The sequence below is a fragment of the Allobosea sp. RCC_152_1 genome, assembly GCF_041360765.1.
GTDB classification, from domain to species: domain Bacteria; phylum Pseudomonadota; class Alphaproteobacteria; order Rhizobiales; family Beijerinckiaceae; genus Allobosea; species Allobosea spartocytisi.
Map to the genome: position 1 here is coordinate 365,088 of NZ_JBFUPU010000002.1, position 21,990 is coordinate 387,077.

The following is a 21,990-nucleotide window of genomic DNA, read 5'->3' on the forward strand; positions in this document are numbered from 1 at the left end:
TCTGGGCTTGCCCCAGGCATTTCAGGACCAGAGCCTGCAAGAGATGGCCGGGTCAAGCCCGGCCATGACGCGTGGCGCGGTGCCCTCAGGCCTCGCCCATCGTTTCCAGCATCGCGCCTTCGAGCCCTTCCTTGGCGGTCTTGCCGGCCCAGACGACGAACTGGAAGGCCTGATAGTAGCGCTCGCAGGCGTCGATCGCGCTCTTGATCAAGGCCGCGGCTTGCTCGTCCGTCGGTTCCGCGCCGCCGGAGAGGAGCAGCGCATGGCGATACATCACGATGCTCTCGCTGCTCCAGAGGTCGAAATGGCCGAGCCAGAGCTGCTCATTGACCAGGCTGACGAGTTGCAGCACCTCGCCGCGGCGCCGTTCCGGCACCTTGAGGTCGAAGGCGCAGGCGATGTGCAGGGCCTCTACCTCGGCGAGCCAGGTGATGGCGACATGGTACTCGGCCCAGCCGCCGGTCACCGAGACCGACAGCTCGTCCTCGCTGTCGCGATCGAAGGTCCAGTTGTTGAGGGAAGCAAGTCGTTCGAACAGGTCGAGAGGGTTGGAGGGCCGATCCGCATCGGCATCCATATCGAGATCCATCATGCCCTAGGTCCACCATCCGGATGCAGGCGCATCCGGCGCGTTCGAGAAGAGGAACACGGCGACTGGAAAGCCGAAGGAACGCAACTCACCTCCGCAACGCTCCGGAGAGGAGCGTTCCCGTCCGCCTCGGCAGAGCGAATCTGCTTAGCGAATCAATTCTTTCCACCGACGATAGCGCAGGCGCTGTGACGCTCCCAACACAGCGCCGAAGCTCCGCGGATTCGGGCGCCGGGCTCAATCCCTCGCAGGCTCTGTCCACAGCACTTGGCTGTGGACACGCAAACCTTAGGTCAGGGTGCCCCGGTCAGGACTTGGCGAGCTTCGCCTCGAGCTCCGCCAGGCGCGCCGCCAGCTTGTCGTTCTCCTCGCGGGCGATCAGGGCCATCTCGCGCACCGCCTCGAACTCCTCGCGGCTCACGACGTCGAGCTCGCGCAGCAGCTTCTCGATCTGCGTCTTGACGACGGTTTCGACCTCGCGGCGCACGCCCTGCGCGGCGCCGGCCGCATCGGTCGCGAGGCGGGCGATGTCGTCGAGGAAGCGGTTGCTGGTGCTGGCCATGGCTGTCTCCCGGGCGGATGGGGCATCCGCTTTCCGGCCTATATGGGAGAAGCCCGCCCGCATCGCAATCGAAAGCCGCGGCCGGCGACGGGACGGTCGCCTCACCGCCCGATCTGGACCTTGCCCGGCGATGCGCCTAGAAAGAGCGCACAGGGTAGTTCGCAGCGATCCACAGCCCAAAGGGCGGGAGGCGTCATGTTTCATCGTTTGAGCGGCCTCGCTCTGGGGCCGGTTTTTGCGCTTGCCCTCGCAGGCTGCCAGGAAACCACCCAGACCGCGGCCCGCCCGCGCGTCGACGCGCCCGGCGTCCCCGTCTCGGTCCAGAGCATCTCCGGCGCGCCCGACGACGTGACGACGAACTTCGCCGGCCTGCTCGGCGAGGCGGCGGCCGAGCGGAAGATGGAAATCGTTCCGGGCGACAAGCCGGCGCGCTTCCGCGTGAAGGGCTATCTCACCGCCCAGCCGACCGAGGACGGCCAGACCGCGCTCGCCTTCGTCTGGGACGTCTATGATTCGACCAAGCAGCGCGCCCAGCGCGTCCAGGGCGAGAGCATCGGCAAGCGCGGCGGCGGTTCCGATCCCTGGGCCGGCATCGACCAGACCGTCGTCGCCAAGGCCGCCTCGGATTCGATGGACGCGATCGCGGGCTTCCTCGTCACGACGCCTGCCGCCGAGGCCGCGCTGGGGCCGGCCGAGAAGAGCGGCGGCAAGGCGAAGGCCGGCGGCAAGGATACCGCGACCCACACCGCCTCGGCAGGCAACGGCAAGCGGCTCTGACATCGCCTCCGGGGACTGAGCCAACCGGCCCTCCCCAACAGCCGCATCCGAGGGCTTCATTCCCCGCTCCGCGGGCCGGACATGCCGCCGGCCCTTCGTTGTCATATGTTTTGCACGCGGATATTGCAGCGCAGCGGTCGACTCCATGCGGCGGCGCTGTTAAGAGCGCTTCCAACTGAGCCCGCCCTGCTGGCTCGCGCCCCGCCTCTTCCAACGGTACGCCACGGCATGGCCTCTCATTTCAAAGTCGTCGCCGGCAATTCCAATCGGCCGCTCGCCGAAGCCATCTGCAACCATCTCAGCATTCCGCTCGCCAAGGCGTCCGTCCGGCGCTTCGCCGATATGGAGGTCTTCGTCGAGATTCAGGAGAATGTGCGTGGGCAGGATGTCTTCATCATCCAGTCCACCTCTTTCCCCACCAACGACCACCTGATGGAGCTGCTGATCGTCACCGACGCGCTGCGCCGCTCCTCGGCCAAGCGCATCACGGCAGTGATCCCCTATTTCGGCTATGCAAGGCAGGACCGGCGCGCCTCCGGCCGCACGCCGATCTCGGCCAAGCTCGTCGCCAACCTGATCGCCCATGCCGGCGTCGACCGCGTGCTGACGCTCGACCTCCATGCCGGCCAGATCCAGGGCTTCTTCGACATCCCCACCGACAACCTGTTCGGCGCGCCCCTGATGGCGCGCGACATCAAGGACCGGCTGGAATGGAAGAACGCCATGGTCGTCTCGCCGGACGTCGGCGGCGTGGTGCGTGCGCGTGCGCTGGCCAAGCGCATCGACGCGCCGCTCGCCATCGTCGACAAGCGCCGTGACCGGCCGGGCGAGTCGGAGGTGATGAACATCATCGGCTCCGTCGAGGGCCGTTCCTGCATCCTGATCGACGACATCGTCGATTCCGGCGGCACGCTGGTGAACGCCGCCGAGGCCCTGCTCGATCAGGGCGCCAAGGAAGTCTTCGCCTACATCACCCATGGCGTGCTCTCGGGCGGAGCGGTGGCGCGTATCGCCAGCTCCAAGCTCAAGGAGCTGGTCATCACCGACTCGATCATGCCGACCGAGGCGGTCAAGGTTGCCCGCAACATCCGCGTCATCTCCATCGCCGCGCTGATGGGCGAGGCGATCGAGCGCACGGCGAGCGAGACCAGCGTCTCCAGCCTGTTCGACTGAGCCCGCCTTGGGAGAGTCGCGCGCCCTGGTGCTGTTCTCCGGCGGTCAGGATTCGACCACCGCGCTGGCCTGGGCACTCGACCGCTTCGACGCGGTCGAGACGATCGGCTTCGATTACGGCCAGCGTCATCGCGTCGAGATGGAATGCCGTCAGGCGATCCGGGCGAAGCTGCCCGCCCTCGCCGCCACCTATGCCGAGCGGCTCGGGCCGGACCATGTCGTCGATCTCGCGGCGCTGGGCGCCATCTCCGAGACGGCGCTGACCCGCGAGACCGAGATCGTCTTCGCCGAGACGGGCCTGCCGACCACCTTCGTTCCCGGCCGGAACCTGATCTTCCTCACCTTCGCGGCGGCGCTCGCCTACCGGCGCAACCTGCGCCACATCGTGCTCGGCGTCTGTGAGACCGACTATTCCGGCTACCCCGACTGCCGCGACGACACCATCAAGGCGATGCAGGTCGCGCTCGGCCTGGGCCTTGACCGGCGGCTCGTCCTGCACACGCCGCTGATGTGGCGCGACAAGGCCCAGACCTTCGCTCTCGCCCGCGAGATCGGCGGCCAGGCCCTGCTCGACCTCGTTCTCGAAGAGACCCATAGCTGCTATCTTGGCGACCGGGCGACGCGGCATGGCTGGGGCTATGGCTGCGGGCATTGCCCGGCCTGCGACTTGCGTGCGAAAGGCTTTGCGGCCTATTTGGCCGCACCCGGCAACAGCGGACCATCTTATGACACGTGATCGTCAGCGGCTGACAGAGGGCGTCATCGCGCTCGTCCTGTTCGGCCTCACCATCCCGGCGGCGAACTGGATGATCGGCAATGTCGGCACGGTCTGCGTGCCGCAGGGCCCTTGCCTCGTCCCGGTCTGGCCCGGCATCAGCGCCCCGAGCGGCGTGCTGATGATCGGGCTCGCACTGGTGCTGCGCGACATCGTTCAGCGGCGCCTGGGCCCGGCCGCAGGCCTTGCCGCCATCGCGATCGGCACGCTGATTTCGGCGCTGCTGGCGCCATCGGCGATCGTGATCGCCTCCGTCGCGGCCTTCACCCTGTCGGAGCTCGCCGATTTCGCCGTCTATACGCCGCTGCAGCGCCGGCGCTTCGTCACCGCGGTCGTCGCTTCCGGTTTCGTCGGGCTGGTCGTCGACAGCGTCATCTTCCTGCATCTGGCTTTCGGCAGCCTCGACTTCCTCGCCGGCCAGGTGATCGGCAAGGCCTGGATGATCGTGATCGCCCTGCCCCTGATGCAGCTCCTGCGCCGTCGCGACGAACGCCTGGGCCTGGTCGCCGCCTGACCTCTCCGTCATTCAGGCCGCCCCGGTTTCGGGACCGCGGCCTGAACGGACTTGAGATCGCGATGGTTTTCGCCTATGAGCAGCCACGCGCCCGGCTGACACCCTTGGAGGCTCTGGGCGCGCAATCCGATGGCCGCCACGAGGCGGCCTTGTCATTTTACAAGTCAAGGACATCCAACATGACCGCCGTGAAGCAAATCGAGGCTTCGGCGCGCGCACAGGTCGGCAAGGGGGCCGCCCGTGCTGTTCGCCGCCAGGGCCAGACGCCTGCCGTGATCTATGGTGGGGGCGCCGCTCCCGAAGCCATCGCGCTCGACGCCAACAAGACCCGCCAGCTGATTTTCGGCGGCCACTTCCTGACCACGATCTTCGAGATCGAAGTCGCCGGTAAGAAGCAGCGCGTCATTCCGCGCGATTACCAGCTCGACCCGGTCAAGGATTTCCCGATCCATGTCGACTTCCTGCGCGTCGCCAAGGGCCAGACCGTCACGGTCCAGGTTCCGGTTCACGTCGTCGGTCAGGAGCAGAGCCCCGGCGTCAAGAGCGGCGGCCTGGTCCAGATCGTCGAGCACGCCCTCGAAGTCACCGTCGAGCCCGACAGCATTCCGGAGTCCATCGACGTGTCGGTGGCCGGCCTGAACGTCGGCGACTCCATCCACGCCGACGCGATCAAGCTTCCGGCGGGCGCCAAGCTCACCGTTGGCGCTGACGCCACGATCGTCACGATCTCTGCGCCGACCGTCGAGGCAGAGCCCGTCGCTGCCGAAGCCGCGGAAGCCGCTCCCGAAGCCAAGGCCTGATGAAACGGCGCCGCCCGGCGCCGTTCACCTGGAACGATCACGAGACGGCCGGGCTCCCCCGGCCGTTTTGCTATGACATCGGACCGAAAGTGCTTTGCGCTTTTCGGCCGAGCCCCATGCTGAATCGATAGGCCTGCCGGAGTCCCGCCATGCTGATCTTCGCCGGCCTCGGCAATCCCGGCGCGCGCTATGCCCGCAACCGGCACAATATCGGCTTCATGGCCGTGGACGAGATCGCCCGCCTGCATCGCGCCTCCCCCTGGCGCTCGCGCTTCCAGGCCGAGGCCTGCGAGGCGACGATCGGCACCGAGAAGGTGATCCTGCTCAAGCCGCAGACCTATATGAACGAATCCGGCCGCGCGATCGGCGAGGCCGCCCGCTTCTTCAAGATCGCGCCCGCCGATGTCGTCGTCTTCCATGATGAGCTCGACCTCGCCCCCGCGAAGCTGCGGATCAAACTGGGAGGCGGCAATGCCGGCCATAACGGCCTGCGCTCGACCACCGCGGCCATCGGCAACGATTATCGCCGCGTGCGGATGGGCATCGGCCATCCCGGCCTGAAGGAGCTGGTCCACGGCTATGTGCTGAACGATTTCGGCAAGGCCGAGCAGCCCTGGGTCGAGGATCTCTGCACCGCCTGCGCCGACTTCGCCCCTCTCCTCGCCGCCCATGACGATGCCGGCTTCCAGAACAAGGTGCATCTCTTCATGGATGCGCGCGGCCACGCCGCCGTGAAACGGCTGGGCGAGAAGAGCGAGGGCTGACGTCCGGATCCGAAGAACGCCGTCGTTAGTCCGGAAATGACTTCGTCATTCCGGGCAAACGAAGCGCAGACCCGGAATCCATCGTAGAGCGCCGAACCCTCCGATGGGTTCCGGATCAGCGCGGGTTCGCCGCTTGTCCGGAATGACGGGGCTCCTGCCGAAAAGATAATCTCTTTCAGTAAGGCAGCTTGGCGCCCGACTTGGCGATGGTGATCCGGCTCGTGCTGTAGCTGCCATCGGCCTGGCGGCTTGCCGTCATCGCGACCTGCGCGCCGGGCTTGAGCTCCGCCGCATCGGCCGGCGCGGCCATCAGGATGGCAGCGTCCGGCGTGATCGTCACCTTCTGCTCGCCACCGGGATAGCTCAGCACGAGATTGGCCCCATCGACCCGCGAGACCGTATCGGCCACGGTCGCATTGGTCATGGTCGCGTCCGGCAGCACGCCCCATGGCCGATGCCCCTCACCGGTCCCGCGCATCGCCTCGGGGAAGATCATCACCTGCACCGCCAGCAATGTCCCATCCGGCTGCGGCTTGGCACCGACGCCGATGAAGGCGCCCTTGGCGATGTCGGAGGCCTTGGCGGGCACCACGCCGCCGGCGGAGAAGCCCGGGGCCAGCGCAACCTTCGCCTCCCGGCCATCGGAGGTCTTGAGCGTCAGCACCGAACCGCTCATGGCCTCGACCTCGCCGCGCAGCCGCGTACCGGGCGTCTGGGCAAGTACTGCGGAGGTGGCCAGCAACGCGATGGTGGCAACGGATGGCAGGCGAAGCATGGGAGCGATCCTATCGAGATGTCTCGGCTGAGCGATCCAGCACGCGCCGTCGGCCGGCCGCCATGCACGTTCCCGTGAGGCCGCTGCCCCGCCATTCGGCCCTGCCCCTTGTGTTTACGGCGCTCTCCCCCCAATAAGGCGCCATCATTTCTGCAACATCGCGCGCGCCCGCCTTTTCGGCCGCAGCAGCGCATCGGATAGGCGATCATGGGCTTCAAATGCGGAATCGTCGGCCTGCCGAATGTCGGCAAGTCGACCCTCTTCAACGCGCTGACGCAGACGGCGGCAGCGCAGGCCGCGAACTACCCGTTCTGCACCATCGAGCCGAATGTCGGCGACGTCGCGGTGCCGGACGAGCGGCTCGAGAAGCTCGCGGGCATCGCCGGCTCCAAGGAGATCATCCCGACGCGGCTCACCTTCGTCGACATCGCCGGCCTCGTGCGCGGCGCCTCGCGCGGCGAGGGTCTCGGCAACCAGTTCCTTGCGAACATCCGCGAATGCGACGCCATCGCCCATGTCGTGCGCTGCTTCGAGGACGGCGACATCACCCATGTCGAGGGCAAGATCTCGCCGGTCGACGACATCGAGACGATCGAGACCGAGCTGATGCTGGCCGATCTCGAAAGCCTGGAGAAGCGCGTCCAGCCGCTCGAGAAAAAGGCGAAGTCCGGCGACAAGGAGGCCAAGGAACTGGCCGATCTGATGAATCGCTGCCTCGCGCTGCTGCGGGACGGCAAGCCGGCCCGCCTCGTCCAGGTCGCAGCCGACGAGCGTCGCACCTTCGAGCTTCTCGGCCTGCTCTCTTCCAAGCCCGTGCTCTATGTCTGCAATGTCGAGGAGGCGAGCGCCGACAAGGGCAATCATTTCTCCGAACTGGTGAAGGCGCGCGCGGCCGAAGAAGGCGCCGTCGCCGTCGTCGTCTCCGCCAAGATCGAGAGCGAGATCGCGGTGCTGCCGCCGGAGGAACAGACCGATTATCTCGAAGCGGTCGGCCTCGACGAGCCCGGCCTCAACCGTGTGATCCGCGCCGGCTACAAGCTGCTCAACCTCGTGACCTATTTCACCGTGGGCCCGAAGGAAGCCCGCGCCTGGACGATCGAGCAAGGCACCAAAGGGCCGCAGGCCGCCGGCGTGATCCATACCGATTTCGAGAAGGGCTATATCCGCGCCGAGACCATCGCCTATGACGACTACATCGCCAACAAGGGCGAGGCAGGCGCGCGCGAGGCCGGCAAGTTCCGGCTCGAAGGCAAGGAATACGTCGTCGCCGACGGCGACGTGCTGCATTTCCGCTTCGCGAACTGAGGCGCGAGCAGGGGGCCGGCCGATGCTGCAGTTCGAGGATTTCGTCGTCGGCGAAAGCGTCCATACGCGCGGCATCGCCGTCTCGCAGGACGACATCATCGCCTTCGCCTCGCGCTACGACGCGCAGGATTTCCACACCGACCCGGAAGCGGCCAAGGCGAGCTTCGTCGGCCGGCTGATCGGCTCGGGCTGGCATAGCTGCGCGCTGCTGATGCGGCTGATCGCGGAGGACTTCCTGCTCGGCTCGACCGCGATGGGCGCACCGGGCATCGACGAGGTGAAATGGCTCAGGCCCGTCTTCCCCGGCGATGTCTTGAGCGCCCGGCGCACCGTGCTCGAAACCAAGGCCTCGCGCTCCCGTCCCGAGATGGGTTTGGTGCGCTTCCGCTTCGAACTGCTCAACCAGCGCGACGAGCCCGTCCTCGAACAGACCAACTGGATCATGTTCGGCCGCAGGGGTTCCGATGTCGCAGCCCAGCCCAGCGGCGACTGGCTTGCCCATGCGCCGCATTACGAACGCCCTGCCTCGGAAAGCCCGCTGATCGCACCGGCCGAAGCCCCCGAACCGACGCGCTTCTTCGAGGAGCTGGAGATCGGCCGGCGCTACGAGCTCGGCAGCTTCGTCTTCACGCCCGACGAGATCGTCGCCTTCGCCCGCAGCTTCGATCCACAGCCCTTCCATATGGACGAGGGGGCGGCGCGCACCAGCCTCTTCGGCCAGCTCGCGGCCTCGGGCTGGCATACGGCTGCGGTCTGGATGGCGACCATGGTCTCGCATCGCAAGCGCCAGCTCGCCATGACGACCGGCCGCCCGGCGCGTCTCGGTCCCTCGCCCGGCTTCAGGAACCTGCGCTGGTCGAAGCCGGTCCTCGCCGGCGACCGCATCACCTATTTTTCCGAAGTCGCCGACAAGCGCGAAAGCGCCTCGCGCCCGCAATGGGGCCTGTTCTTCCACCGCAACACCGGCGTCAACCAGCGCGGCGAAGAGGTCTTCAGCTTCGACGGCTGCGTGTTCGTCGAGCGGAAGCCGGCGTAAGCGCATCGTCTCGGTCGCGGGTCCGAAGCGCGCGGGCAGATTCCCCCGCATCGCCCCAATCGGCAATTTTGCAGCAGCCGACTTCTCAGCCTCGACCTTCTCAGCGCCGCCGAGCGCCATTCACATTAAAGTCGCGCCAAACCTGTCATACAGCTTGACAGACAAGCAAGCTCAAACGAGAACTCACGCCCTGAAACTCCGGGCGCGATCGCGTGAAACAGCTACGCATTTCAGATCAGGTCGCCGACTACATCGTCCGGCTGATCCTTGAGGAAGGGCTCGGCCCCGGCGACGCCCTGCCGAGCGAGTCGGAGCTTGCACGCCAGTTCGAAGTGAGCCGGCCAGCCGTTCGCGAGGCGACGAATGCGCTGGCCGGACGCGGCCTCATCACCGTGTCGAGCGGGCGCAGCCCGACCGTGTCGGCCCTGGCGCAGGCGCCGTTCGCCAATTTGATGAATCATGGCCTCGCGATCGGCCAGGTCAGGATGCTGGACGTCATGAATGTGCGGCGCGGGCTCGAGGAGGTCGCGGCCGAGCTTGCCGCGCTGAACCGTAGCCCCGAGCAGGCTGCCGAGTTGGAAAGGCTGGCAGCGGCGCTCGGAGCAGCGCGCGGCGACGTCGAGACCTTCTGGCGCCTCGATATCCAGTTCCACAAGACCCTGGCCGAGGCGAGCGACAACCATCTGCTCGCTTCATTGCTCGCCGGGATCAGCGAGGTCGCCAGCCGGTCGACCCGCAGCGGCCTCAGCCTCGCCCGCAATGCCGAGGAATGGGGCGTGATCGTCGAAGTCCATCTTGAAACGGCTGCCGGCGTCATCGCCGGCGATCCCGGACGCGCCCGCGCCGGCATGGCCGCGCATTTCGCCTCCGCCATAGGCCGCTTCGAGCGCGCGCTCACCCAGAACCGAGGACCATCATGACTGCCAATCCCGCTATCGCCTCGCCGGAGGAAGCCCTGTTCGCCGAGATCAAGGCCAAGCTGTACACCGCCGTTCTCGGCGACGTGATGGACGCGATGGGGCTGACGAGCCAGTTCCTTCCGCCCGAAATCAGGGCTCTGGTGCCCGGAACCGTCATCGCCGGCAGGGCCATGACGGTTCAGGAGGCCGATTGCGCCGGCGACACCGCCGTGCGCGGTGGCGCCGAGCCCTTCGGCCTGATGTTCGAGGCTCTCGACGACCTCAAGCCCGGCGAGATCTATATCTGCACTGGCTCCTCGCCGACCTATGCGCTCTGGGGCGGCCTGATGAGCACGCGTGCCGCCAAGCTCGGCGCGGTCGGCGCCGTGCTGGACGGTTACCACCGCGATACCCGCGAGATCCTGGGTCTGGGCTTCCCGATCTTTTCGGCGGGCAGCTATGCGCAGGACCAGCGTGTGCGCGGCCGCGTCATCGACTATCGCTGCCCTCTGCGCTTCGGCAATGGCTGTCGCGTCGAGAACGGAGACCTCGTCGTGGCCGATATCGATGGCGTCGTCATCGTCCCGGCCAGGCACGAAAAGGACGTTCTGGCGGCTGCTTTCGACAAGGTGCGCGGCGAGAACGATGTCCGGGACATGATCCTGGCGGGCGAGACGACGACCGCGATCTTCGCCAAGACCGGAATCATGTGAGCGGGCGCCGCGAACGGACAGAATCAAAAGAGGAACGCCCACAGATATGACGACGACAGACGCTTCCACGCCGGCGGCGACCGAGGCCGGCCGGGCGAATCTCGGCAAGGCCGTGACCGCCGCGACGGTCGGCACGGTGATCGAATGGTACGATTACGCGCTCTACGGCGCTGCCTCGGGCGTGATCATCAACAAGCTGTTCTTTCCCAACCTCTCGCCGACGACCGGTGTGCTGGCCGCCTTCGCGACCTTCGCGGTCGGCTATTTCGCGCGCCCCGTCGGCGGCATCGTCATCTCGCATATTGGCGACACGTTCGGCCGCAAGCCGGCCCTGATCCTGACCATCACCCTGATGGGTCTGGCGACCGTGCTGATGGGCCTGCTGCCGACCTATGAAAGCATCGGCCTTGCAGCACCGATCCTGCTCGTGCTCATGCGCCTGATCCAGGGCTTCGGCGCGGGCGCGGAGCTCGCCGGCGCCATCGTCCTCGTCGCGGAATACGCGCCGCCCAGCAAGCGCGCCTTCTACACCGGGCTGCCCAATGCCGCGACGCTCGTCGGCATCATGCTGGCGACGCTCTCCTTCCTGCTGATCTCCTATCTGCCCGAGGATGTGCTGCTCGGCTGGGCCTGGCGCGTTCCCTTCCTGATCTCGGGCGCGCTGTTCCTGGTCGCGTTCTATATCCGCAAGCATCTCGACGAGACGCCGGAATATGTCGCGGCGATGGCCCGCGCCGAGGCGAAGCGCCACGAGCAGCGCGTGCCGCTCGGCGAGCTCTTCCGCAACAGCCCGCGCGAGGTCCTGTTCGGCTTCCTGAGCGTCACCGGCCACAACGCCAACGCCTATATCCTGAGCGCCTTCTCGCTCAGCTACATGATCAACACGGTCGGCATGTCCCGCACTGAGGGCCTGGTCGCCGTCACCATCGGCTCGCTATTCGGCATCGCTGGCGTGCCGATCATGGGGGCGCTGGCCGATCGCATCGGCAGCGCCAAGGTTTATGCCGGCGGGGCTCTGTTCGTGCTCCTCCTGGCCTATCCGCTGTTCTGGATGTTCGACACGCATAGCGTGGTCTGGTCCACGGTGGGCATCGGCCTGGGCTACGGCATCGGCTTCGGGGCGATGGCGGGCGCGCAGGGCGCGTTCCTGGCGAACCTGTTCCCGACGCGCTATCGCTTTTCCGGTCTCGCCATGTCGCGTGAGCTCAACGGCGTGCTCGTCGCGGGCCCCACGCCGCTGATCGCGGCATCGCTGGTCGCAGCTGCGGGCGGCAAGCCGACCCTGGTGGCCGCCTATCTGATGGCCTGCTGCGCCCTGACGATCATCGCGGTCCTGGTGATCAAGCATCGCTCGATCCACGATTGAGCCCCAACGCCCCGCACGGGCTCGGCTTGCACGAGCCCGTGCGGATGCTCCGGCTTTGCGAAAGCCGCCGCGCCTTCAGCCGACCTTGCCGTAGCCCGCGAATTTCGCCGAGACCCGCGCCATCTCCTCGGTGTCGAGGATGACCGGCTCGAGCCCCGCGGCGAGGATGTCGAGATACTGCCCGGCGAGGTTCTCGACCTCGGCGACGATCTGATGCGCGCCGGCGAGCGAGCCGCCGAGCGCGATGACGCCGTGATTGGCGAGCAGCACAGCCTTGCGACCCTCCAGCGCCTGCACCGCATTGGTGGCAAGCTCGGGCGTGCCGAAGGTCGCATAATCGGCGCAACGCACATCCGCCCCGCCGCAGAGCGCGATCATGTAGTGGAAGGCCGGAATGCCGCGCCGCGTGCAGGAGAGCGCCGTCGCGCGCGGCGAATGGGTGTGCACGATCGCCTGCGCATCCGGCCGCGCCTTGTAGATCTCGACATGGAACGGCCATTCCGAGGATGGCTTGCGCGCGCCCGAAAGCACCGCGCCGTCGAGCGAAAGATGGATCAGATCCTCCGGTTTGGTCTGCGCATAGGGCAGCCCGGATGGCGTGACCAGCAAACCGCCCTCGAAGCGCGCCGAGACATTGCCGGATTTCGAGGGGCAGAATCCAGCCCGGTCGATCGCCTGCGCGACCCCGACGATCTCTGCCCGCAACGCCTGCTCGTTCATGCCGCCGCTCCACACGCCAGATCCGGGAACAGCCCCGCCAGCCCCTCGCTGCTCGCGGCACAGACGCCACGCTCGGTGATCAGCCCCGTCACCAGCCGCGCCGGCGTGACGTCGAAGGCCGGGTTCGCCACCGCGCTGCCCGGCGCCACGACCCTGACCGCCCTCACCTCGCCATCCTCCGCCAGCCCGGCGAGATGCGTAACCTCGCGGCCGGCGCGCTCCTCGATCGGAATATCGCGCAGGCCGTCGCGAATGCTCCAGTCGATCGTCGGCGAGGGCAGCGCGACATAGAACGGCACGCCGTTGTCATGCGCCGCCAGCGCCTTGAGATAGGTGCCGATCTTGTTGGCGACATCGCCGGCGGCCGTGGTGCGATCCGTCCCGACGATGACGAGATCGACCTGCCCCCGCTGCATCAGATGGCCGCCGGCATTGTCGGTGATCACGGTATGCGGCACGCCATGGGCGCCGAGCTCATAGGCCGTCAGCGCCGCGCCCTGGTTGCGCGGGCGCGTCTCGTCGACCCAGACATGGACCGGGATGCCGGCATCATGGGCCAGATAGATCGGCGCCAGCGCCGTGCCCCAGTCCACCGTGGCGATCCAGCCGGCATTGCAATGGGTCAGGATATTGACGGGCTGGCCCGCCGGCTTGCGCGCCCCGATCTCGCGGACCAACGGCAGGCCGTGTCCGCCAATGGCGCGGCAGAGCGCGACATCCTCGTCGCAGATCGCAGCCGCCTCGCCATAAGCTGCTTCGACGCGGGCGGCCGGAGCGAGCGGCGTCAGCACGCACCGCATGCGCGCGAGCGCCCAGCGCAGATTGACCGCCGTCGGGCGCGTGGCGCCAAGGAGGGCCAACGCCGCGTCCAGAGCCGTGTCGGACGCGTCGGCCCGCATCGCCAGCGCCACGCCATAGGCGGCCGTTGCGCCGATCAGCGGCGCGCCGCGCACCACCATGTTGCGGATCGCGTCGGCGGCCTGCTCGGCCGAACCGAGCGCCACCGTCTCGAAGCGGAAAGGCAGCCGCGTCTGGTCGATGACGACGACGCGCCAGCCATCCTGTGCGAGCCAGATCGTCCGGTAAGGCTGGCCATTGATCTTCATTGTCTGCGCTCAATGCCCGCTGAAGGAGACCAGCGTCCGGACCGGCACGCCGAGCCGGCGGATCTTGTCGGCCCCGCCGAGCTCCGGCAGGTCGACGATGAAGCACGCCGCCACCACCTCGGCGCCGAGTCTCGTCAGGAGATTGACCGCGCCTTCCGCCGTGCCGCCGGTCGCGATCAGATCGTCGACGAGCAAGACGCGCTCGCCCGGCTGCACCGCGTCGCGATGCACCTCGATCTCATCGGTTCCGTATTCGAGCGCATAGGTCACGCGCAGCGTCTCGCCCGGCAGCTTGCCCTTCTTGCGCACCGGGATGAAGCCGGCCGAAAGCTGATGCGCCACCGCGCCGCCGAGGATGAAGCCCCGCGCCTCGATGCCGGCGATCTTGGCGATCTTTAAGCCCGCGAAGGGCTGCACCAGCTCGTCCACCGCGCGCCGGAAGGCACGCGCATCGCCGAGCAGCGTGGTGATGTCGCGAAAGATGATGCCGGGCCGCGGATAATCCGGGATGGCACGGATCGTGTCGGCGAGATTCATGGGCGGCATCCCGGGCGCGTGGTCGAGCGCCTTGGTCGGACGCCCGGCCCGCTTCGTCAAGGGTGCGGCCATCACGCGCTCTTGAGCACCCGTCCGGCGACGGCGTCGAGCTTGGCCAACAGGGCCGGATCGCGGAAGGCAGGCGCCGTGATGATCGCGTTGTCGAGAGCGTTGTGCGAGCCGGCCGGACAGGGCTCGCGCTCGGCCGGGAAATCCGCGGCCAGGCGAGCGACGAGGCGACGCGCCTTGTCGGCGTTCTCATGCAGCACCGCGACGACGGAGGCGACGTCGACCGCGCCATGCAGCTCGTGCCAGCAATCGTAATCCGTCACCATCGCGACGGTGGCGTAGGTGATCTCGGCCTCGCGCGCGAGCTTGGCCTCGGGCATCGCCGTCATGCCGATCAGGTCATAGCCGAGCCCACGATAGGTCATCGATTCGGCATAGGTCGAGAATTGCGGCCCTTCCATCGTCACCAGCGTGCCGCCCCGAACGAAGGGCAGTTCCTCCGCTTCAGCCGCTTCGGCGAGCCGGTTCTGCAGACCCGGCCCCACCGGATGGGCGACGGAGACATGGGCGACGCAGCCCTTGCCGAAGAAGGAACTCTCGCGCCGGCTGGTACGGTCGACGAACTGGTCGACCAGCACGAAGAGCCCCGGATAGAGCTCGGCCTTGTAGGAGCCGCAGGCCGAGAGCGAGACGAGATCGGTCACGCCCGCCCGCTTCAGCACGTCGATATTGGCGCGGTAGTTGATGTCGGAGGGAGAGAGCGCATGGCCCCGCCCGTGCCGCGGCAGGAAGACGATCTTCGTCGAGCCGATCCGGCCGATCCGCAGCGCATCGGAAGGTTCGCCCCAGGGGCTCTCGATCCGCTCCTCGCGGATGTCGGTCAGGCCCGGCAGATCGTAGATGCCCGATCCGCCGATGATTCCGAGTACGGCTTCGCTCATGAATACGTCCCTCAAGCATAGGCCGAAAGGTGGAAGCCACTTTTCGGGGGAATCCGATGCGGTAACAAATAGGTCGATCGCCGTTGCCGCGCCCGATAGGACGCGCGGCGTTCCGGTGCGGGCGCGGAAGGGATCACCTTTCGATGACGCTCGCAATACAGGACCAGCCAGATGGGTGGAAACGGAGGTCCCAAAAGAAAAAGGCCCCGCCGGGCGGGGCCTTTTCCAGAAGGATGTCCTGTTGCCTCAATGGGCCGGCGAGCCATCCGGCATGCGCGACCAGATCTTCTTCTTGCTGAAGTAGAGCAGGAAGGCGAGGATCACGAGGAAGGGCATGAACCACAGCGCGATGCGCTTGCGCTGCTCCATATGGGGCTCCGCCATCCAGACCATGAAGGCGGCGACGTCGCGCGCGTACTGGTCGACCGTCTCGGGCACTTGCGGCTTGCCGTCCGCGCCCTTCGGATATTCGACCTGGCCGTCCGAAAGCGGCTTCGGCATCGCGATCAGGTGACCGGGCATGTATTCGTTGTAGTTCTGCCCGGGCAGGAGAGCCTGGAAGCCGGCGGGCGGCTCCTTGTAGCCGACCATCAGGGCGTGGATGTAGTCCGGGCCCTGCTCCTGATACTGGGTGAAGATGTCGAAGATGAAGCGCGGGAAGCCGCGCTCATAGGTGCGCGCCTTGGCCAGAACCGAGAAGTCCGGCGGATAGGCGCCGCCCTGGGCCGCACGGGCCGCCTGCTCGTTCGGGAAGGGCGAGGGGAAGCGATCCGCCGGGCGGCCCGGCCGGTCGAACATCTCGCCCGTCTCGTTCGGGCCGTCCTTGATCTGGTAGGTCGCCGCGAGCGCCGCGACCTGGCCGGGCGTGAATTCGGGGCCGCCGGGCTCCGACAGGTTGCGGAAGGCGACGAGGCTGGCGCCGTGGCAGCTCGAGCAGACTTCCTTGTAGACCTTGAAGCCGCGCTGGAGCTGCGCCCGGTCGAACTTGCCGAGCGGGCCCGAGAAGCTCCAGCTGAGCTGCGGCGGCTCGACACGACCTTCCGCCGCGTGGGCGGCCGGAAGCGACAGTGCCGTGAAGGCAAGGCCGGCGGCGAGACCCGTCAGGGCCAGACGAAACGATGTTCTGCTCATGGTTCCGTCAGCCCTTGACGTTCGGTTCGGCAGCGGTGGCGGCCGCCATGCGGACGGCCGAGCCGTTCTTGGTGGAGGCCAGCACGGAGTCGGCGATCGAGGTCGGCAGCGCCTTCGGACGCTCGAACAGGCCGACGACGAACAGCGCGACGAAGAAGCCGAAATACAGCACGGTGAAGATCTGCGAGGCGATGACGTAGCCGCCCTCCGGCGGCATCGCGCCGAGATAGCCGAGCCCGATGCAGACGATGACCCAGGCCCAGAACAGCTGGCGCGCGATCGGCCGGTAGTTCATCGACTTGACCTTGGAGGTGTCGAGCCAGGGCAGGAAGGCGAGCACCACGATGGCCGAGCCCATGGCGAGGACGCCGCCGAGCTTGTCGGGGATGGCGCGCAGGATCGCGTAGAACGGCAGGAAGTACCATTCGGGCACGATATGCGCCGGCGTCGCGGCCGGGTTCGCCTGGATGTAGTTGTCGGCGTGGCCCATGAAATTCGGCTGATAGAACACGAACCAGCCGAACACGATCATGAACACGACCATGCCGAACACGTCCTTGATGGTCGCATAGGGCGTGAACGGAACGGTGTCCTTCTCGACGTTCTTCACCTCGACGCCGGTCGGGTTGTTCTGTCCGACGACGTGCAGCGCCCAGATGTGCAGCCCGACGACGCCGAAGATCATGAACGGCAGCAGGTAGTGCAGCGAGAAGAAGCGGTTCAGCGTCGGGTTGTCGACCGAGTAGCCGCCCCAGAGATAGGTCACGATCGTCTCGCCGACCACCGGCAGGGCCGAGAACAGGTTGGTGATGACGGTCGCGCCCCAGAAGGACATCTGGCCCCAGGGCAACACGTAGCCCATGAAGGCCGTGGCCATCATCAAAAGGAAGATGACGACGCCGAGGATCCAGAGCACCTCGCGCGGGGCCTTGTACGAGCCGTAATAGATGCCGCGGAAGATATGCACGTAGACCGCGACGAAGAACATCGAGGCGCCGTTGGAGTGCAGGTAGCGCAGCAGCCATCCGTAGTTCACGTCGCGCATGATGTGCTCGACGGAGTTGAAGGCCATCGTCGCATGCGGCGTGTAGTGCATCACCAGGATGACGCCGGTGATGATCTGCGCCACCAGCATGAACACCAGGATGCCGCCGAAGGTCCACAGGTAGTTCAGGTTGCGCGGAACCGGATAGGACACCGCCGAATCATGAGCCAGCCGGATGATCGGCAGGCGCGCGTCGAGCCAGCGCTCGATGCCGGTCTTCGGAACGTATGAACTGTGACCACTCATGAAGAATGCCTCAAGGCTGTCTCAATCTGTCGGGAAAGCGTCGAGCGCATCGCTCAGCCGATCTTGATCTTGGTGTCCGCCGTGAAGGCATAGGGCGGAACCGGCAGGTTGAGCGGTGCCGGGCCCTTGCGAATGCGGCCGGAGGAATCGTAGTGCGAGCCATGGCAGGGGCAGAACCAGCCGTCGAAATCGCCCTTCGACTCGCCCGGAGCGGTGCCGAGCGGAATGCAGCCGAGATGGGTGCAGTTGCCGAAGACGATGAGATACTGCTCGTGGCCGGCCTTGGTGCGCTGCTGGTCGGTCTGCGGATCGCGCAGCGTGCTGACGTCGACGGCAAGCGCCTCGTCGATCTCCTTCTTGGTGCGGTGGCGCACGAAGATGGGCTTGCCGCGCCAGAAGATCTTGATCGCCTGGCCAGCCGCGATCGGCGCCAGATCGACATCGACCGGCGCGCCGGCCGCGATGGTCTGGGCATCGGGCGCGAGCTGGCTGATCAGCGGAACGACGATGGAGCCGGCCGCGACCGCGCCGGCGGCGCCGGTCGCGAGCAGCAGGAAGTCGCGGCGGGTTGTTCCGGTCGATGTATCGGTCGCGTGCGCCACGATCCAATCCCTCATACGTCTTGCGAGCTGGAACAGCTCGAAATTGTCGCCTGTCGCCCTCATAGGGGCGCGTCGCAACCTCCGCAATGCGGCGGTGCGTCACCTTGGGCTCTTTGACATGCAGATTTGACGAAGTCTACTGTCGCGAGCGTCCCGTCAGCGCATGGCGCACAGGCGGCTGGCGAGGGCTCAGACCGCGAGCTTCTCCGGATCGGCCGCGGCCAGGAATCCGCCGGACTGGCGGGCCCAGAGCCGGGCATAGAGCCCACCACGCGCGATCAGCTCCTCATGGCTGCCGACATCGACGATCCGGCCCTTGTCGAGCACGATCAGCCGGTCGAGCGCCGCGATGGTCGAGAGCCGGTGCGCGATCGCGATCACCGTCTTGCCCTGCATCAGCGCCGCGAGCTGCTGCTGGATCGCGGCCTCGACCTCCGAATCGAGTGCCGAGGTCGCCTCGTCGAGGATCAGGATCGGTGCGTCCTTCAACAGCACGCGGGCAATCGCGATGCGCTGGCGCTGGCCGCCGGAGAGCTTCACCCCGCGCTCGCCGACGCGCGAATCGAAGCCCTTGCGGCCGTCCTGGTCGTGCAGGCCGAGGATGAAGTCATGCGCCGCGGCCTGCGTCGCCGCGGTCGCGATCTCGGCCTCGCCCGCGCCGATGCGGCCATAGGCGATGTTGTCGCCGATCGAGCGGTGCAGCAGCGAATTGTCCTGCGTCACCATGCCGATCTGGGCGCGCAGCGAGTCCTGCGTGACATGGGCGATGTCCTGCCCGTCGATCAGGATGCGCCCGCCCTCGAGCGGGTAGAGCCTGAGCAGCAGGTTCACCAGGGTCGACTTGCCCGCGCCGGAGGGGCCAACAAGCCCGACGCGCTCGCCGGGCTTGATCGACAGGTCGAGCCCGTCGAACAGCCCCTCCCCCTTGCCGTAGTTGAAGCGGATCTTGTCGAAGCGGATCGCCCCTTCGTCGATCACCAGCGGCACGGCGCCGGGTGCATCCGGCAGGTCGTGCGGCTTGGCGATCGTCTCCATGCTCTCCTGCACCGAGCCGATATTCTCGAAGATGCCGCGCACGAGATGGATCAGCCAGCTCGACATCTGCACGAGGCGCAGCACCAGGCCGATGGCCGCCGCGACCGCGCCGGGCGTCATCTCGCCATGGCTCCACAACCAGAGCGCCAGCCACGCCGTCGCCACGACGAGCAGGCTGTTCATCGCCTGCAGGATGACGCTGACGCCCGTGATCAGGCGTGAGAGATTGAGGAAGGATTCATTCCACCATCCCAGCGATTCGCGCACGGCCGAACGCTCGGCGTCGGCCCGTGCGAACAGCTTCACTGTCAGGATGTTGGTATAGGAATCGACGATGCGCCCCGTCGTGCTGGAGCGGCCGAGCGAATTCGCCTCCGAGCGCTTCTTGGCCCGTGGCACGAAATAGATCAGCAGCGCCACATAGGCCCCGAGCCAGGCGACGACCGGCAGCGCCAGCCACAGGCTGGTCTTGCCGAAGAAGCCGATGGCGACCGTGGCGAAGACCAGCGCGTACCACAGGTCGTCGATGACCTCGATGGTCGCGCCGCGGATCGACTGCCCCGCCTGGATGACGCGGGCCGAGAGCCGCCCGGCGAAATCGTTCTGGAAATAGGAGAGCGCGTGGCCGAGCGTGTAGACATGGTTGCGCCAGCGGATCTGGTTGGTGATCTGCGGCACCACAACCTGGTCGACGATGGCGTGGTTGGCGAAATAGATCAGCGGCCGCACCACGACGAGCAGGAAGGCCGCCCCCGCGAGCACCCAGCCATGGTCGCGGAAGATCGTCTCGGGCGACTGGGTCGAGAGCAGGTCGACGAACCAGCCGACCATCAGATACATCGCCGCCTCGATGCCGCTGAAGCCGAGGCCGGTGATCATGATCACCGCCATCCAGCCCTTCACGCCCTTGATGTGATGCCACATGAACGGCCAGACGCCGCGCGGCGGCGTCTCCCGCTCGTCGAAGGGAGCGAAGACGTCGATGCGGCTCTCGAGCCAGCGGAAAAGCGATGCGAACATGAACCGCCCTCCTCTGGGTCGATATCGCGGCGAAATTCAGAGCGAGATATGGGTTCGATTCAGACCGAAGACCACCCTGCTTGACGCATGTCGGCCCGCCAGCCCATGACAGCAGCCCGATGACAGCCATTGTTCTCCGCCTCGCGCTCTTCCAGCCGGACATTCCGCAGAACGCCGGCACGATGATCCGCATGGCGGCCTGTCTCGGCCTCGCCGTCGATATCGTCGAGCCGGCGGCATTCGATGTCTCGGACCGGCATTTCCGCCGCTCGGGCATGGACTATCTCGAGCGCGCCACCGTGGCGCGCCATGATTCCTTCCGGGCCTTCGAGGAATGGCGCCGGGCGGAAGGACGCCGGCTCGTGCTGGCCGAGACGGATGGCGATGTCGCCCTGCCGGATTTCGCCTTCCGGCCGAACGACATCGTCATGGTCGGGCGCGAATCCGCCGGCGTGACGCCTGAGGTGCGCGAGGCGGCGCAGGCGAGCCTGCATATCCCGATGCGCCCCGGTTTGCGCTCGATCAATGTCGCGCTGGCCGCCGCGATGGTAATGGGCGAGGCATTGCGACAGACAGGCGGCTTTCCCGGCCGCGCAGAAGCCAACCGGACCGATCATGAGCATGCGCCGCCCCGCTGAAACCTCCGCCCCCGCCGACCCGGCCGTCTTCGCCGCGCTGAAGCCACGCGCGGCGGCCTGGTTCGCGGATCTGCGCGACCAGATCTGCGCCGCCTTCGAGCAGATCGAGGACGAGGCCGCCGGCCCCTTCGCGCCCGAGGCCGATGCCACGCCCGGCCGCTTCGCCCGCAAGCCCTGGCAGCGCACCAATCACGACGGCGCGCCGGGCGGCGGCGGCGTCATGTCGATCATGAAGGGCCGCGTCTTCGAGAAGGTCGGCGTCCATGTCTCGACGGTGCATGGCAGCTTCCATCCCGACTTCGCCGCGCAGATTCCCGGCGCTGCGGACGATCCGCGCTTCCACGCCGCGGGCATCTCGCTGATCGCCCACCCCTGGAACCCGAACGCCCCGACCGTCCACATGAACACGCGTTTCGTGGTGACGACCCGTCCCTGGTTCGGCGGCGGCGCCGATCTGACGCCGGTGCTCGATGCGCGCCGCACTCAGGACGATCCCGACAGCCACGACTTCCACGCGGCGATGCGCCGGCCCTGCGACCGCTTCCCGAAGGTCGCGGATTACCAGAACTTCAAGGAGTGGTGCGACGAGTACTTCTTCCTGAAGCACCGCAACGAACCGCGCGGCATCGGCGGCATCTTCTACGATTATGTCTGGACCGGGGATGTCGAAGCCGACTTCGCCTTCACCCGCGCCGTCGGCGAGGCGTTTCTCGACATCTATCCGAACGTCCTGTGCCGCAACATCGGCAAGCCCTGGACCGAGGCCCAGCGCCATGAGCAGCAGGTCCGGCGCGGCCGCTATGTCGAGTTCAACCTGCTCTATGACCGCGGCACGATCTTCGGCCTGAAGACCGGCGGCAACGTCGATTCCATCCTGTCCTCGATGCCGCCGACGGTGCGCTGGCCGTAAGG

Annotated in this window: 24 protein-coding genes; 13 read left to right on the top strand and 11 right to left on the bottom strand. The window is 67.0% G+C overall.

The genetic code is table 11. From position 1 onward, the window contains the following. Window positions 1-85 precede the first annotated feature (85 nt). Together AB6806_RS08090 and AB6806_RS08095 are read right to left on the bottom strand one after the other, a co-directional pair. Window positions 86-592, bottom strand: coding sequence for a type III secretion system chaperone family protein (locus AB6806_RS08090; RefSeq protein WP_038359216.1), 507 nt, complete (start codon window positions 590-592; stop codon window positions 86-88). A 304-nt stretch (window positions 593-896) separates the two neighbouring features. Then, window positions 897-1,151 carry an accessory factor UbiK family protein gene (locus AB6806_RS08095; RefSeq protein WP_038359218.1) on the bottom strand — a complete coding sequence of 85 codons (255 nt, stop codon included), beginning with the start codon at window positions 1,149-1,151 and terminating at the stop codon, window positions 897-899. 195 nt (window positions 1,152-1,346) lie between these two features. Here AB6806_RS08095 and AB6806_RS08100 point away from each other — a divergent pair, with 195 nt between their 5' ends. From AB6806_RS08100 to pth, 6 genes are all read left to right on the top strand, one after another. Then, window positions 1,347-1,928 carry a hypothetical protein gene (locus AB6806_RS08100; RefSeq protein WP_113252626.1) on the top strand — a complete coding sequence of 194 codons (582 nt, stop codon included), beginning with the start codon at window positions 1,347-1,349 and terminating at the stop codon, window positions 1,926-1,928. 228 nt (window positions 1,929-2,156) lie between these two features. Then, complete coding sequence (locus tag AB6806_RS08105) at window positions 2,157-3,101, top strand: ribose-phosphate pyrophosphokinase (RefSeq protein ID WP_112762763.1); 945 nt, start codon at window positions 2,157-2,159, stop codon at window positions 3,099-3,101. Between the two features lie 7 nt (window positions 3,102-3,108). Then, window positions 3,109-3,837, top strand: a complete 729-nt coding sequence (queC, locus tag AB6806_RS08110; protein ID WP_112762764.1) for a 7-cyano-7-deazaguanine synthase QueC — start codon at window positions 3,109-3,111, stop codon at window positions 3,835-3,837. After that, window positions 3,827-4,390, top strand: a complete 564-nt coding sequence (locus AB6806_RS08115) for a VUT family protein (RefSeq protein ID WP_038359226.1) — start codon at window positions 3,827-3,829, stop codon at window positions 4,388-4,390. Before queC ends, AB6806_RS08115 begins: the two co-directional genes overlap by 11 nt. 179 nt (window positions 4,391-4,569) lie before the next feature. Beyond that, a complete protein-coding gene (locus tag AB6806_RS08120) occupies window positions 4,570-5,190 on the top strand; it encodes a 50S ribosomal protein L25/general stress protein Ctc (RefSeq protein WP_038360177.1) in 621 nt (206 codons plus the stop codon). Between the two features lie 149 nt (window positions 5,191-5,339). Continuing rightward, complete coding sequence (pth, locus tag AB6806_RS08125; RefSeq protein ID WP_038359229.1) at window positions 5,340-5,954, top strand: aminoacyl-tRNA hydrolase; 615 nt, start codon at window positions 5,340-5,342, stop codon at window positions 5,952-5,954. 175 nt (window positions 5,955-6,129) lie between these two features. On the opposite strand, the gene AB6806_RS08130 is transcribed toward pth, so the two are convergent. Next, on the bottom strand, window positions 6,130-6,729 hold the full coding sequence (locus AB6806_RS08130) for a DUF5666 domain-containing protein (protein WP_038359231.1): 600 nt from the start codon (window positions 6,727-6,729) through the stop codon (window positions 6,130-6,132). Between the two features lie 207 nt (window positions 6,730-6,936). Between AB6806_RS08130 and ychF the strand changes: the two genes are divergently transcribed. The 5 genes from ychF (at window position 6,937) to AB6806_RS08155 (ending at window position 12,048) form a co-directional block, all read left to right on the top strand. Beyond that, complete coding sequence (gene ychF / locus AB6806_RS08135; protein WP_142021665.1) at window positions 6,937-8,034, top strand: redox-regulated ATPase YchF; 1,098 nt, start codon at window positions 6,937-6,939, stop codon at window positions 8,032-8,034. Between the two features lie 22 nt (window positions 8,035-8,056). Then, entirely contained in the window at window positions 8,057-9,070 is a 1,014-nt protein-coding gene (locus AB6806_RS08140; protein WP_142021664.1) for a MaoC family dehydratase, read from the top strand. A gap of 212 nt (window positions 9,071-9,282) precedes the next feature. Continuing rightward, window positions 9,283-9,990, top strand: coding sequence for a FadR/GntR family transcriptional regulator (locus AB6806_RS08145; protein WP_142021663.1), 708 nt, complete (start codon window positions 9,283-9,285; stop codon window positions 9,988-9,990). Continuing rightward, window positions 9,987-10,682 (top strand): RraA family protein, encoded by a 696-nt coding sequence (locus AB6806_RS08150; RefSeq protein WP_038359239.1) that lies wholly within the window; start codon window positions 9,987-9,989, stop codon window positions 10,680-10,682. The genes AB6806_RS08145 and AB6806_RS08150 overlap by 4 nt, the downstream gene beginning before the upstream one ends. A 46-nt stretch (window positions 10,683-10,728) precedes the next feature. Further along, window positions 10,729-12,048 (top strand): MFS transporter, encoded by a 1,320-nt coding sequence (locus AB6806_RS08155; protein WP_112762769.1) that lies wholly within the window; start codon window positions 10,729-10,731, stop codon window positions 12,046-12,048. A 75-nt stretch (window positions 12,049-12,123) separates the two neighbouring features. Here AB6806_RS08155 and AB6806_RS08160 read toward each other — a convergent pair whose 3' ends face one another. The 8 genes from AB6806_RS08160 to AB6806_RS08195 all read right to left on the bottom strand — a co-directional run bounded on the left by AB6806_RS08160 (window position 12,124) and on the right by AB6806_RS08195 (window position 20,440). Continuing rightward, the gene (locus AB6806_RS08160) at window positions 12,124-12,768 is read right to left on the bottom strand and encodes a class II aldolase/adducin family protein (protein WP_142021662.1); all 645 of its coding nucleotides are present in this window, start codon (window positions 12,766-12,768) and stop codon (window positions 12,124-12,126) included. Then, complete coding sequence (gene mtnA, locus AB6806_RS08165) at window positions 12,765-13,874, bottom strand: S-methyl-5-thioribose-1-phosphate isomerase (RefSeq protein WP_142021661.1); 1,110 nt, start codon at window positions 13,872-13,874, stop codon at window positions 12,765-12,767. The genes AB6806_RS08160 and mtnA overlap by 4 nt, the downstream gene beginning before the upstream one ends. 9 nt (window positions 13,875-13,883) lie before the next feature. Beyond that, on the bottom strand, window positions 13,884-14,420 hold the full coding sequence (locus AB6806_RS08170; protein ID WP_038360183.1) for an adenine phosphoribosyltransferase: 537 nt from the start codon (window positions 14,418-14,420) through the stop codon (window positions 13,884-13,886). Window positions 14,421-14,482: 62 nt separating this feature from the next. Next, window positions 14,483-15,361: an S-methyl-5'-thioadenosine phosphorylase gene (locus tag AB6806_RS08175; RefSeq protein WP_113252634.1), complete on the bottom strand. Its 879-nt coding sequence runs from the start codon at window positions 15,359-15,361 to the stop codon at window positions 14,483-14,485. Window positions 15,362-15,607: 246 nt separating this feature from the next. After that, complete coding sequence (locus tag AB6806_RS08180; RefSeq protein WP_133562819.1) at window positions 15,608-16,492, bottom strand: cytochrome c1; 885 nt, start codon at window positions 16,490-16,492, stop codon at window positions 15,608-15,610. A gap of 7 nt (window positions 16,493-16,499) precedes the next feature. Then, a complete protein-coding gene (locus AB6806_RS08185) occupies window positions 16,500-17,783 on the bottom strand; it encodes a cytochrome b (protein WP_142021660.1) in 1,284 nt (427 codons plus the stop codon). Between the two features lie 53 nt (window positions 17,784-17,836). Next, the gene (petA, locus tag AB6806_RS08190; RefSeq protein ID WP_038360185.1) at window positions 17,837-18,400 is read right to left on the bottom strand and encodes a ubiquinol-cytochrome c reductase iron-sulfur subunit; all 564 of its coding nucleotides are present in this window, start codon (window positions 18,398-18,400) and stop codon (window positions 17,837-17,839) included. A gap of 174 nt (window positions 18,401-18,574) precedes the next feature. Next, window positions 18,575-20,440: an ABC transporter ATP-binding protein gene (locus tag AB6806_RS08195; protein WP_142021659.1), complete on the bottom strand. Its 1,866-nt coding sequence runs from the start codon at window positions 20,438-20,440 to the stop codon at window positions 18,575-18,577. A gap of 119 nt (window positions 20,441-20,559) precedes the next feature. On the opposite strand from AB6806_RS08195, the gene AB6806_RS08200 reads away from it, so the two are divergent. Both AB6806_RS08200 and hemF read left to right on the top strand, forming a co-directional pair. Next, entirely contained in the window at window positions 20,560-21,078 is a 519-nt protein-coding gene (locus AB6806_RS08200; RefSeq protein ID WP_051987534.1) for a tRNA (cytidine(34)-2'-O)-methyltransferase, read from the top strand. Continuing rightward, window positions 21,062-21,988, top strand: coding sequence for an oxygen-dependent coproporphyrinogen oxidase (hemF, locus tag AB6806_RS08205; protein ID WP_370954650.1), 927 nt, complete (start codon window positions 21,062-21,064; stop codon window positions 21,986-21,988). The genes AB6806_RS08200 and hemF overlap by 17 nt, the downstream gene beginning before the upstream one ends. The last annotated feature ends 2 nt before the right edge of the window (window positions 21,989-21,990 follow it).

Excerpts from the sequence above, each read along its gene's own strand:
- AB6806_RS08195 (WP_142021659.1), bottom strand. The coding sequence starts at position 20,440 with ATGTTCGCATCGCTTTTCCGCTGGCTCGAGAGCCGCATCGACGTCTTC.
- AB6806_RS08150 (WP_038359239.1), top strand. The coding sequence starts at position 9,987 with ATGACTGCCAATCCCGCTATCGCCTCGCCGGAGGAAGCCCTGTTCGCC.
- AB6806_RS08180 (WP_133562819.1), bottom strand. The coding sequence starts at position 16,492 with ATGAGCAGAACATCGTTTCGTCTGGCCCTGACGGGTCTCGCCGCCGGC.
- AB6806_RS08155 (WP_112762769.1), top strand. The coding sequence starts at position 10,729 with ATGACGACGACAGACGCTTCCACGCCGGCGGCGACCGAGGCCGGCCGG.
- AB6806_RS08175 (WP_113252634.1), bottom strand. The coding sequence starts at position 15,361 with ATGAGCGAAGCCGTACTCGGAATCATCGGCGGATCGGGCATCTACGAT.
- AB6806_RS08170 (WP_038360183.1), bottom strand. The coding sequence starts at position 14,420 with ATGCCGCCCATGAATCTCGCCGACACGATCCGTGCCATCCCGGATTAT.
- AB6806_RS08120 (WP_038360177.1), top strand. The coding sequence starts at position 4,570 with ATGACCGCCGTGAAGCAAATCGAGGCTTCGGCGCGCGCACAGGTCGGC.
- AB6806_RS08160 (WP_142021662.1), bottom strand. The coding sequence starts at position 12,768 with ATGAACGAGCAGGCGTTGCGGGCAGAGATCGTCGGGGTCGCGCAGGCG.
- AB6806_RS08095 (WP_038359218.1), bottom strand. The coding sequence starts at position 1,151 with ATGGCCAGCACCAGCAACCGCTTCCTCGACGACATCGCCCGCCTCGCG.
- petA (WP_038360185.1), bottom strand. The coding sequence starts at position 18,400 with ATGAGGGATTGGATCGTGGCGCACGCGACCGATACATCGACCGGAACA.
- AB6806_RS08185 (WP_142021660.1), bottom strand. The coding sequence starts at position 17,783 with ATGAGTGGTCACAGTTCATACGTTCCGAAGACCGGCATCGAGCGCTGG.
- AB6806_RS08140 (WP_142021664.1), top strand. The coding sequence starts at position 8,057 with ATGCTGCAGTTCGAGGATTTCGTCGTCGGCGAAAGCGTCCATACGCGC.
- hemF (WP_370954650.1), top strand. The coding sequence starts at position 21,062 with ATGCGCCGCCCCGCTGAAACCTCCGCCCCCGCCGACCCGGCCGTCTTC.
- pth (WP_038359229.1), top strand. The coding sequence starts at position 5,340 with ATGCTGATCTTCGCCGGCCTCGGCAATCCCGGCGCGCGCTATGCCCGC.
- AB6806_RS08200 (WP_051987534.1), top strand. The coding sequence starts at position 20,560 with ATGACAGCCATTGTTCTCCGCCTCGCGCTCTTCCAGCCGGACATTCCG.
- AB6806_RS08100 (WP_113252626.1), top strand. The coding sequence starts at position 1,347 with ATGTTTCATCGTTTGAGCGGCCTCGCTCTGGGGCCGGTTTTTGCGCTT.
- AB6806_RS08090 (WP_038359216.1), bottom strand. The coding sequence starts at position 592 with ATGATGGATCTCGATATGGATGCCGATGCGGATCGGCCCTCCAACCCT.
- ychF (WP_142021665.1), top strand. The coding sequence starts at position 6,937 with ATGGGCTTCAAATGCGGAATCGTCGGCCTGCCGAATGTCGGCAAGTCG.
- AB6806_RS08130 (WP_038359231.1), bottom strand. The coding sequence starts at position 6,729 with ATGCTTCGCCTGCCATCCGTTGCCACCATCGCGTTGCTGGCCACCTCC.
- AB6806_RS08105 (WP_112762763.1), top strand. The coding sequence starts at position 2,157 with ATGGCCTCTCATTTCAAAGTCGTCGCCGGCAATTCCAATCGGCCGCTC.
- mtnA (WP_142021661.1), bottom strand. The coding sequence starts at position 13,874 with ATGAAGATCAATGGCCAGCCTTACCGGACGATCTGGCTCGCACAGGAT.
- AB6806_RS08115 (WP_038359226.1), top strand. The coding sequence starts at position 3,827 with ATGACACGTGATCGTCAGCGGCTGACAGAGGGCGTCATCGCGCTCGTC.